Genomic DNA, 11,304 nt, shown 5'->3' with positions numbered 1-11,304 from the left:
AAGGAAACTTAACTAACTATTCTTAGGGCACGAATCGTCGAATTCCAAATCAAATCTTAGCTGAACAGACTCTTCTACATCTGTTTGTTTAATTAGTATTTGGATAATTCCCTTCTCTTGGCCTGGAAAAGACTTGATGTTATTTTCTTTCATTGTTTATCCTCCCATATTTATAAGTTAGAAATTGCTGTAGTAGGAATGGTGATATGTAGCCATCCTCCTGTAGACGTACCAATTTTTCTGCAAAGTTATTGTGGGCTAATCTTGTTAATGAAAAATCTTGTTCTGTAGTTCTCAAGAACAATCACTTCCAAACTGTCTATTTTTATCGAGTAGGTTATTATCTTTTGCTGATTGGTCTATCATTCTTTCTAATTCAGAAACTAATAACTCTTGGATAATTGTTTTTACATTTAGTGCATTTTCTTGTGAAGCATAGCAGCGGAAAACTTTCAAAGAATATCTCTCCTTATTCTTGTGATGATATGTCTGAAAAATGGATGTAACTAAAGCTCAATACTCTATCTTTTATGTAAGTGTTTAATTATTGGTTGAATTACTTCCAAATCTCTTGTTTTAAATTTTTCATACGGATTATATTCTTTAATTTTTTCAAAAACCAAGGTTTCTAGAAAAAAATAAAATATTTTTTCATCATCAAATTAGGATACAAACAATTCTTCTATGAGGATAAACTCTGTAAAAACCTTTCTAAAATTATTATTAATATCATTTTTTGCATCACATTTAATTATTTAGTTTGTAAAAATATGTATATATATGTAGAATTGGGCTTGTAGGTAAGTTACGGGGGGATTTTAGTGAGTTATATTTTAACTGAAGATATATCTGTTACTCACGAATTTATTAAGAAGCATATAAACTTTGTATTGGATGATAAAGATACTTATAATAGATTTTTTGAAGAATTTCAAAGGTATTTTCTTAGAGCCATATTATCGCCAATTCCATTCGAAAATTTCCTATTGATTCTTGATGGTGTTGAAATAGATCTTAAAGACTTAAGACATTTGAAAAATAGTTTAAGAAGAATCTTTGCTAATGATCAACACTTTAAGGGCATTGTTGGTGAGCACTTATTTGCCTTTTATTATCATAAAATGGTGGTTGACTTATTATGGGCACACGGGCCAAAAGGTAGGTCTTCAGCTGAACCTGGTATTGACTTTATAACTTTTACCGGTAATAAAGAAGTCAAAGAAACTATAAAGATTACAGTTTGGGAAACAAAAACCACAAAAAATTCAGTTACAACCAGAGCAAGTCAAATATATGACTTTTTTAGTGAAGATGGGAGTTTTGAAGAAAACATTGATACAGAGATTACGGCTATGCAGCAATTGTTTAATAATGAAGCGGAAAGTGGTCTAAAGGAAGTTGTGTGGGATCTGTATAATATTGTTATTAACCGTGATGAGAGATTTTGTATAGGTGCATCAGGGATATCCCCCGTTGATAACACTACCGAAGACACTTTTAAAAAATTCGCAGAATGTTTCTTAGGCGAAATTTCTAAAGAACAACGTCTTGTAAAATTTTTATTTGTTGAACTTCTTGATAATCTACTGACTGATTTGAGGGATAATATATGGAACAGGTTACAAGCGATGTAAATCTGGAGAGTCTTTTAAAAGAATTAAAGAACACTAAGGAAGTCACTGAATTTGGAAGAATACTTCAAAATATCTTTATTCTTTGTATTAATTTGGATGTTAATCAGATAAATATTAGTGAAGAAAGTATAGAAAGAAGTATTAAGTTTATAAGAATACTTGATAAAATTTCAATTTATCTATTTTCTGAATACAATAATACATATAAAAATTATGATAATGAAACTAAAAATAAAGCAATGGAATTAACTGCACTTGTTTCAGATAAGGTTGGAGATTATTTAAAACACGTTAATGAAACAGAATTAACATCACTAAATATTGAGAAAATATTATTTAAACAACTAAAATCTTATTGGAAGTCTTCAGTTGCTTATACTTTAGGTGATAATGCCCCGAACAGCATAGTAATTGCTAAAAAGTTGCGTAATGTTTTATTAGAATTACAGGAAAACCATACAATTATTAAAGATAAAAAGGATATATTCACCTTTTCCTATTATCTATTAAGCCGGCAAACAATTAGTAACATTGAAGATTATATAGAAGATCCGGCATTAATTGATATTTTTCATAATTTGCGAAAATTTATCCAATCTGGAGAAGTAAGATTTATTAATGTTCTTTATTCTATATTGGATGAGCAAATTAAGTTGTCCCTAGAATTATTTGATACCAATTATTATTGGCATTTACGATACGTAAAGCTTTGTTTAGGGAAAATTATTAATAATTGTGTTTGGAATAATTTGGAAGGTATTTTTTCAAGAAACTATATACAACAGTTAATTAAATCTAGACCACCAGTGATAGAATTATGGCCTAATCAACTAGAAGTTATTAATAATAAAGACAGTTTTCTAAAGAATGATTCTATAAAAAGGACACTAGTTAATTTTCCTACTAGTGGGGGGAAAAGTTTACTTGCTGAGTTTGCAATTGTTAAAGAATTAGAAACTGATATTACTAAAAAATGTTTCTATATTGTACCAACTAATGCATTAGTATATGAAGTAACTAAACGTCTTCGTGAAAGATTTAGGAGATTAGGATATAACGTGTCGAGTTCAATTAATGGTTACGAACCTGATCTAGTTTATGGGAATTACTTTGAAGAACATATAATAGTAACAACACCGGAAAAGCTAGATATGATAATTAAAAATAATTTATCGGAAGACATACTTAGTGAAACTTCATTAATAATATTTGATGAATTTCAAAAGATTCAGGATAGAAGTAGAGGATGGATAATAGAAGGTAGTATTGTTTTTTTAATAAATCACCTCAAATTTAAAAATATCAAGCTTATGTTTCTATCTGCAATTATTGATAATGGTCCAATAATTATTAATTGGGTTGATGATGAAAACGGTTCAAGTTCAGACTATATTCCTAATTCGTGGAGACCAACGAATAAAATAAGAGGGCTTGCAAAATACGAATATAAAACAACAAGTAGAAATAGATGGATATCAGTTCCCGAGAAACATAAGTATTATAAGGAACAGTACAATGCATTTTTTGCGCAATCAAAAATAAGGTATTTAATTGGTCAGAGGGAAATTGATATTAATATCTTTGATTTTCCTAGATATCATTATAAGACTAATAATACGCTAGTTAAGAATCAAAACCTTAAGTATGAAAATTTCATTATGGGTGTAGCACAAAAACTTAAAAATATGGGTGGAAGTTTAATTTTCTTTCATACTAGGGAAGAATGTGAAAACTTTGTAAGAAATTACGAACCCTACTTTCCTGAAAAGCTTCACCTAAGTCAAGAGGTAAAGCATCTAATAGTTTATATTGAAAAAAGACTTGGTATAAATCATTTATTAGTTGTAGGTTTAAAAAAAGGCCTTGTGTATCACCACGGAAGTTTACCAATGGATATAAGAGAAGCACTTGAAGATTACTATGCTAAAGGCTACATACAAATAATGGTTTGTACTACCACTCTAGTAGAGGGGGTTAATTTCCCAATTCAAAATTTTATTCATACTGGAAAAAAGTACGAAGGACTGAGAACTCTTTCCCCCGGAGATTTCAAAAATATTGTAGGTAGAGCCGGAAGAGCATACCAAAGTACATTTGGGCAAATTATATATATTGATTTTTATAGAAATAATGGAAATATAATTGAAGAGCACTTAAATTATGAAGTTTATACTAATAATGTTGAGAGTTCTATTTTAAACGATGAAGAACTTTTTAAATCCATAGAAGAATTAGAATCGATAGATAGTGAACAAAGAGAAAATTTTATTACTAAAATAACGGAGAAAAACTTTATTAAGTCTTTATTACTCTACTATAATTCGTTATCTGATGAAGTAAAGGATGTTGAAGTTCTATTAGGAAACACTCTTTTTGCAAGGCAAATAGGAGATGAAAAATTCAAGAAACTTACAAATCTATCGAAAAGTGTTTATTCATTTTATGATACTAGACCAAGGGAAGAATTATTAAGAGTTCAAGAAAGTGGTTTATCTTTTATATCATTTAAATTATTAACAAATATTGCAGAAGAGGTAGTAGAAAATTATAAAACAGATGGTCCATTATTTTTTCTAAAAGATATTTTGACTAAAGAATCATATATTAAAATATTAAGTCTGCCGGAAAGTGCAAAATTCAAAGTTAAAAAAAGTACTTCTACCTCAGGAACAATAGAAATTGATGATTATAATCTTTTAATTGATTGGGTAGAAAGCAATCTGACTCTTCAAGAACTTTCAATTAAGTATTTTAGTTCAGTTGACCCTAATTACCAAATGAGCAGAATTGTAGAGTATGTAAAAGATATGTTTGAGTTTAAACTTCCTTGGGTGTTTGGAACCCTTTCAAGTTTGATTTTAGAGAAACTAGGATTTGTTAATTATTTTGCATATCTTCCGATTTTTATCAAATATGGTATTGATAATAGTGTTGATGCTGATTTATTTAAATTAGGATTTAATTCTAGGGAAACTGTAAAAGATCTATCCGTTCATATACAAACCAATACAACATATGAGAGCTTGGAGGAATTAAAAGAGTATTTAAAATCTATTGATCCTATCGAATTCTTGGATGAAAAAGAAAAACTTTCACCATTTGAGGTGAGAAAACTTGTAAATCTAACTAACAACTATAAAGATATTACATCTTTGCTAGATGATGGGAAAACCGTAGAAACTTATTTGGCAGGTACTAAATATTACTTATGCAAACTACCAAATAGGGATGCCGTGTTAATTGAATTAACTAATGGAGCGGGGCTTAAGTTAAAAAGAGAAGTCAATAATTTCTACGATGAATACGCAATTGAAGTTTATTTTAAAGACCAGAAGATTGGTTACATACCGAGAAAGATTAATGAGGAAGTCTCATATTATCTAGATTTAAATACAGATTACTCATTAACAATTAAAAGTATGGATATAGTAAATGAGGAAACATTTATTGATATAAAGTTAGTCCTTTCATTTAATTTAATTTATTGAAAGTTTAAAAGCCTTGAATATTTTCAAGGCTTTTTTGTAGGAAAAAAGGTGGTTTATAACTATATCTCGACAGCTTCTTTTGCTAGACTATCATAGTGAAGTTCAGTTAATTGAGATTGAAGGTAGTCATCATTTAGTAATTTTAAAAATAATCTTTTTGATTTTTTTGTTGTTAGTTTAATCCTTGAATTATCTTCATTAAATTCAAATTTACCTTTTAACGTTGGATAAGTGTTAACGAATTCAATGATAGTATCCGCAGGAATTCTATTAAGAACTGGAGAATGTGAGCCAATCTTAGTTAGTTTACGAGCAAAAGTAATGTCATCTATCATTTCTTCAAGTGAATCAATATCCTCGATTAAATTTGCAGATTCAATTTCACTTAATGCTCTAACCGCAGTTGATTTTATAATCTCGTGAAAACTAAAAAATTTCTCTAGAATATTAATATTCCTTATAAAAAGTTCATCATTTAATCGAAAGAAATCAAAATCTGGATATATTCTTAAAATGTCGTCCGGCATTTCTTTAAATCGAGTTTCGTTTCCCCATTTTATTAAAGGAATACCATTTCTATCTCTTTTATATAAATTTATTGGATAGTTTCTTTTATAGGATATTAATGTATTGTCGTTATAATGAATGAGAAATATTATCCCAGTAATATCATCTAGACGATCATTACTAAACGAGAAAAGAGGGAAATCTTCTGTTCTTTGGAGTTCTTCTAAGATATTCAATCCTACTGGAATTTGATCTAAATCATATTCAAATAAAACATTTTTTCTTTCGTCAAAATTTGAAATAGGTAAGATACTAAGTTCTTCATTTTTGATTATTCTTTCATTTAGATTTACAATAAATTCATTTTTTAAATTAGTTTGGGCAGCACTTTCTAAGTCAGCTCTCTTTAAAATATCTCCTGCTGAATTCTTTAAAACAAAAAATATTTCTGCTACAAATCCATTTTGATTATCTATAAAGGTTTTAATAACAGTTACTAACTCTGATTTATTCATCTGATAACCCTCACATAATAAATATTTTCATCAATTTTTCTGTAACTTACTCTTTGATTAACTTCAAGATCTTCCCTAGATATTAAAATTATATTAGATCGATTTTCGATCCTAAATTTTGCATCAGCTTTGTAAATGCGGTAACCAAGTATAGCTAATGTTGGATTAGAATAAAATAGATTTGTTTTTAAATAAATAATACCGATAGCGAGAAGTAAGACTAACAAAACAACTAAATATCTTGGCTTTGTTAAATCAAATGCAATTAAAGGAATAATATAAGTTGACAAAAACGTTAAATGCTCATAGTTTTTATTTTCAATATTATTAATTGTAATCGGAGTTTGCTCACTACCAGAAATTTTATATTTGAATCTAAATACACAGATAATCCCAAAAATCAAAAAGCATAGTGCTAAAATGGGAACCCAATTTAAAGCAATAATTTTTTTAATCCCTATAAAACTACAATTATCTCCAAAACAAATTGGTATTTTGATAGTAACAATAAGTATTAATAAAAAAAGTAACCACAGTGATATTATATAAAGCTCTATTTTATCCCAGTTGTTTTTGAGCAAAATTATCACCTCAAATTTTATATAACTGATTTAAGTATATCAAATAATGATTGTAATTATGGAATTTTAAGAAATATTTAGTAATTGGGGTTTTTAGATTGAAATGCGGGTTCTTTAATTCAAAAAAACAAAAAAAGCATTGAATTTGTTAAAAATTCAATGTTTTTTCCCTATCCTTTGCAACTTAAAGGCGAATAAATGCTACCAGTCTATTCTTTATTCTTCTTTAGCTAAATCATTATAAATTTTTAGGAGTTAAAAGCAACAATATCCAATTCGACTTGCCATTAATAAATGAGAAATTAATTAACTCCAAGTCGTATAGGTGACCGTTGTGTTTGTTTTCACGAATTCAATATAAAAGCAAAGGGTAACTACCGGTCGTAGCTGACTTTGATACAAACGGAACTCAAGAATATAAAGTATGTAATAAGACATACCGAAATTACCATTTTTGCATTTATTGTTTTGGACTAACTCTTATATTAGCGATTTGGAAGAAATACGAAGAGTAATAACTTATTTCTTATTTACAGAAATGTGCAAAATATTTAAATTACTATGTTGTACTCTTTCAACAAAATCACTCCGTGTATCCCCATCAAATGTTGTTAATACCCTCTTTGTAAAATAGTCAGCAAGTTTATCTTTACTGAACTTTTTGCCCTCAATGATTTTATTCCCACTACAAATATAGGGATCTCTCGTATTACCTTTGGAGTTTAATATCATTACTTTAGGTGATTTAGTTAATTTCTTCATCTTTTTTATTTGATCAGCCAAATCTGTACTATTTAAATCGTTCTCTTCTTTTTTCGCTTGTACTAAAATGGCTTTATTAATTGTTTTTGTTCTATCTGAAATTTTAGCTGTAATTGCAAAATCTGCACCCCACTTACTTTCTGCTGAGTTCCTTCCTCTATCATCGAAAACGGTTGTTGTTATTTCGATATGACAATCAGTATCACTATAGACCACGCCTTCTAATTTGGACAATAAGGCGGTTGTATAAGTTGGCTCTTGATTAAAACGTTCAGGATTTGTCGCTTTAATTTTGGAATTTATATAATCTTTCACTGAAGTCCGAATATGTTCCGGAAAATTAAAAGAATGTCTCATCTAATCTTTACTCCTTCCTCTTTGATTACTAGAAGATATTACCACATTTAAACGTTATTAATATATAATATAAAAATACAAATATTAAAAAAATATATCGAAATTTTAATGTAAACAAAAAAACATAATAGAAAATGCAAAGTTTTTTAGATATTAATGTAAATGTAAAATTTAATAATACATTATTCATTAATAAAATCGAAGGAAAATTGATTTTTAAACTTTGAAGGAATTAATAGTTAATTATTATGACAAGGGGCTGTTTTATTTGGAAAATCAAAAAAGGGCTTATGAGTTAGTGAAACGTAATATATTGTCTCATATCGAAGAGAACAATATAAAACTATTTGATTTATGGTATAGAGGTGAATCAAAGATATATGATAGTATGCCATCAACATTGTATCGACAGATGAATTTTAATGGTGAGCTAGATGAACGAAAATTAAGTTATTTAACCACTTTTGATAATATTCATCGATATGAAAAGTGGATTTATGATAAATTTACGGATGAACTAAAAGAGAAAAATATGGATTTATACCAAAGTATAACAAAAAATGGGTGGGATATAGTATTTTTTATGCAACATTATGGTATTCCAACTCGATTTATAGATTGGTCAGAAGATTTGAATACATCTTTGTTTTTTGCAACAGAAAAAGCTCATTTGAGCGAAGAAGATGCTGTACTATGGTTATTTGAACCTAAAAAAATGAACGAAATACTACGTGGAAGCTATCAACTGCAACATCCTGAGCCAGATAACACGTATGGGAATTTTGTTAATGCATATATATTGGGGATAAATCAAGATTTGGGAGCGGCAATAAGCTCTATTAGTGATAGTGTTGGTGTCTATGCTTCAAATGATATCGAACGGATGTATAGCCAATATGGTCATTTTGTTTTTATTCCAAAAGAATTCAGAGATATGCGGCAATATATCCAAGAAATTGTTTCAGGTGATAATAAACTTCAAGAGAGAATTCTAAAAAAATTAATTATACCTAATAATGAAGCTAGATTAATTAATCAATATTTAGAAAGTATTGGCTGTAACAGTAGTAAATATAAGCTAAACGAAACACCTTTAATAAATAACCAAGGATATACTTTTACAGAATTTATTAATCATTTTCAGACGCGATCTTAATAGAAGTTTAGTTAAAAATAAATGTAATAAAGTGATTAAACAATGAGGTGGAATGTATTATTATGATCTTAAATTTAGGATATGTTTTTCAGTTTACTACAGTTCCTAGTGATAAAAACTCAATCAACATTTTACTTGAATTGTTCTAAAGGAATGTTGATAAAGCCTCCATCATCCCGTGTGTTGTCAATTACCTCCACACAATACGCTGATAATTTTAAAATAAAGTGTTAGTGAATTAAATTATACGAATAGAGATATAATAATAGTAGAAAATCCATTGGTGTTCACCAATGCTCCCACCCTAATTTAAACACTTAAGGGTGGGTTTTTATGTGTCTAAACTTATCATTCCTTTTATCAGGTTCAATTAGGTTTTAATTATAGTAGGTGGTTTAATTGTCAGCTATTATCATCTTGGCAATAGAATATCAATGTATCTTAAGTAAATGTATTTCAAAAAAAGCCCCTTTCGGAGAAAGGGTTGCTATCTAAATAAATTCCGGTATCAATTTTTTTATTTCTTCTTCAACATTCACCAACCCATTAATCCATAGTTCAACGAGTTTAACTCCATCAATTAATTCAATATTCAATCCATCAGTATATTCCCTCGCAGCTGGAGTAAAAGATCCGGTAGTAATTACATACCCGCCAACAGCACCTTTTTTAATCATATTTGAATGTATTAATGCTATTGGGTCAAAGGGTAAATCACCCTGGTAACATTTTACTTGACCTAAGAACATCCCTTTGTCAGTTGTATGTTCAAAATCTACACCAAAATCTCCTGATGGTGGTGATACCCATATGGATCCACCTCTTATTTTCTGAATTACATCAGCTACAAACAATTCAAACACTAGTGGATCTTCCTTAATATAAATTGAGGAATAGTTAGGAGGATTATCTTGATTTTCTTTTTTGAATCGTAGATATAATCCCATCGCTAAGGTTTTTTTCATTTCTTCGCTTGAATCTATATGTTGAATTAACATAGATGTTTGATAAGTATTTTTCCTTTTTGTTAATTGAAAATGGACAAAAGCTAATGCTAATAAAATAGCAATTAAAATTTCTGATATAAGCATTTTTCCGCCTCCTTAATACTAAAGGTATTGGCAAAAAGTTGAAAACATATTCAAAAAACGAATAATAAAGCGGCTCTATTTGAGTTACTGTTAAAATCTATTTTCTTGTTACATTAATGAACCAGTAAGTAGTTGAACAGGGAGCATAGTTTTAAAAAGCTATATCCGTAGTTATATTATTTTGTTATAATATGGAAGAGTTTTGAATTTTGAGATAAGAGGAAGCAATATGGACCAACTGGAAAAGATTTTAGAACTGTGGAAAGATGGTATAAATGGACCTACCCAGATAGTATTTTTTATCATTTCTTTACTTCTTACTATTTATCCATTACTAAATAAACTCTATACGATAAAATCATATAATGAATTTGACCGATTGCTTATATCTAAAAACGAAAAAAGTATACAGCAAAAAATAGTAACAATTATTGATTACTTTTTATTTTGTTTTTTATATTTTCTACCCGGATTCTTTCTTTCTATAATTATTTCTCATATTAATAATTCAATTATAGGTCTCTTATTTATAAACTTGTTTCAGTGGATTTTTCTTCTTACTTTTATTCCTATCATTTTAAAGGTTATCTTTCTCCAGATACTAGGGGAGAAAACTACAAAAAAAATAAATTTATTTAAAAAAATATTTCATATTAGATTTATTAGATACTTTTTTAATTTAAATGTGTATATGAGTTTTATTGTATATGCTTCCCTTTTGGAAACCTTTCTTTTCAAATCTATTGGTAAAGCTCAAAGTGGCATTATCTTCTTGCTATTTTTTCCGATGTTATTGTTGTATCTTTACCGTACCTTTCACAAAAGAATTGATTACAAATACATTTGCAAGATAATAAGTGAAAAAGAATTTAATGACTCTATTCTAATTGTTAACTACTCATTGGATAAAGAAAGAATAATTTTTACAAAAGCTACCGAGCTAGAATCTAGTGAAATATTTATGTTTGATCGATCTTCAGGAAAGTATTTTAAATTTACACGAGTTAATGTAATTTAATTTCTTCAGATTTCCGTATCTTAATTGCTTGAAAAGTTATTATTATAAAAGAAAATAATGGATTATAGTGTACAGGCCATTTCTAGAGATAGAATTATCAGGATAGCTCAGGTTAATAGGGAGTTAAAATGGTGCTCTAGAGGAAAAGATTTAAACAATAGAAGGGATTAATTTAGGGATGATTAAGGAAAATGA

The 11,304-nt window shown here is 28.4% G+C and carries 10 protein-coding genes; 4 read left to right on the top strand and 6 right to left on the bottom strand.

The window, feature by feature from the left end; genetic code table 11:
• Positions 1-12 precede the first annotated feature (12 nt).
• Together RCG25_RS21500 and RCG25_RS21495 are read right to left on the bottom strand one after the other, a co-directional pair.
• The gene (locus tag RCG25_RS21500; protein WP_308080853.1) at positions 13-153 is read right to left on the bottom strand and encodes a hypothetical protein; all 141 of its coding nucleotides are present in this window, start codon (positions 151-153) and stop codon (positions 13-15) included.
• A gap of 141 nt (positions 154-294) precedes the next feature.
• Positions 295-456: a hypothetical protein gene (locus tag RCG25_RS21495; RefSeq protein WP_308080852.1), complete on the bottom strand. Its 162-nt coding sequence runs from the start codon at positions 454-456 to the stop codon at positions 295-297.
• 365 nt (positions 457-821) lie between these two features.
• Between RCG25_RS21495 and RCG25_RS21490 the strand changes: the two genes are divergently transcribed.
• Complete coding sequence (locus RCG25_RS21490; RefSeq protein WP_308080851.1) at positions 822-1,634, top strand: hypothetical protein; 813 nt, start codon at positions 822-824, stop codon at positions 1,632-1,634.
• Positions 1,610-5,122 (top strand): DEAD/DEAH box helicase, encoded by a 3,513-nt coding sequence (locus RCG25_RS21485; RefSeq protein ID WP_308080850.1) that lies wholly within the window; start codon positions 1,610-1,612, stop codon positions 5,120-5,122. Before RCG25_RS21490 ends, RCG25_RS21485 begins: the two co-directional genes overlap by 25 nt.
• A gap of 59 nt (positions 5,123-5,181) precedes the next feature.
• On the opposite strand, the gene kwaB is transcribed toward RCG25_RS21485, so the two are convergent.
• The 3 genes from kwaB to RCG25_RS21470 form a co-directional block, all read right to left on the bottom strand.
• Positions 5,182-6,144 carry an anti-phage protein KwaB gene (gene kwaB / locus RCG25_RS21480; protein WP_308080849.1) on the bottom strand — a complete coding sequence of 321 codons (963 nt, stop codon included), beginning with the start codon at positions 6,142-6,144 and terminating at the stop codon, positions 5,182-5,184.
• Positions 6,141-6,734, bottom strand: coding sequence for an anti-phage protein KwaA (gene kwaA, locus RCG25_RS21475; RefSeq protein ID WP_308080848.1), 594 nt, complete (start codon positions 6,732-6,734; stop codon positions 6,141-6,143). Before kwaA ends, kwaB begins: the two co-directional genes overlap by 4 nt.
• Positions 6,735-7,244: 510 nt before the next feature.
• A complete protein-coding gene (locus tag RCG25_RS21470) occupies positions 7,245-7,844 on the bottom strand; it encodes a hypothetical protein (RefSeq protein ID WP_308080847.1) in 600 nt (199 codons plus the stop codon).
• Positions 7,845-8,112: 268 nt separating this feature from the next.
• Here RCG25_RS21470 and RCG25_RS21465 point away from each other — a divergent pair, with 268 nt between their 5' ends.
• Positions 8,113-9,000 (top strand): FRG domain-containing protein, encoded by an 888-nt coding sequence (locus RCG25_RS21465; protein WP_308080846.1) that lies wholly within the window; start codon positions 8,113-8,115, stop codon positions 8,998-9,000.
• Positions 9,001-9,491: 491 nt separating this feature from the next.
• On the opposite strand, the gene RCG25_RS21460 is transcribed toward RCG25_RS21465, so the two are convergent.
• On the bottom strand, positions 9,492-10,091 hold the full coding sequence (locus RCG25_RS21460; RefSeq protein WP_308080845.1) for a restriction endonuclease: 600 nt from the start codon (positions 10,089-10,091) through the stop codon (positions 9,492-9,494).
• Between the two features lie 229 nt (positions 10,092-10,320).
• On the opposite strand from RCG25_RS21460, the gene RCG25_RS21455 reads away from it, so the two are divergent.
• Positions 10,321-11,109: a hypothetical protein gene (locus RCG25_RS21455; protein WP_308080844.1), complete on the top strand. Its 789-nt coding sequence runs from the start codon at positions 10,321-10,323 to the stop codon at positions 11,107-11,109.
• Positions 11,110-11,304 lie beyond the last annotated feature (195 nt).

The organism is Neobacillus sp. PS2-9, assembly GCF_030915525.1.
GTDB lineage: Bacteria > Bacillota > Bacilli > Bacillales > Cytobacillaceae > Neobacillus.
The sequence above is the reverse complement of the archived record's forward strand: the minus strand, read 5'-3'. Positions and strand labels throughout refer to the sequence as shown.

Coding starts and splice junctions, on each gene's coding strand:
- RCG25_RS21455 (WP_308080844.1), top strand. CDS start 10,321: ATGGACCAACTGGAAAAGATTTTAGAACTGTGGAAAGATGGTATAAAT.
- kwaB (WP_308080849.1), bottom strand. CDS start 6,144: ATGAATAAATCAGAGTTAGTAACTGTTATTAAAACCTTTATAGATAAT.
- RCG25_RS21500 (WP_308080853.1), bottom strand. CDS start 153: ATGAAAGAAAATAACATCAAGTCTTTTCCAGGCCAAGAGAAGGGAATT.
- RCG25_RS21485 (WP_308080850.1), top strand. CDS start 1,610: ATGGAACAGGTTACAAGCGATGTAAATCTGGAGAGTCTTTTAAAAGAA.
- RCG25_RS21470 (WP_308080847.1), bottom strand. CDS start 7,844: ATGAGACATTCTTTTAATTTTCCGGAACATATTCGGACTTCAGTGAAA.
- RCG25_RS21460 (WP_308080845.1), bottom strand. CDS start 10,091: ATGCTTATATCAGAAATTTTAATTGCTATTTTATTAGCATTAGCTTTT.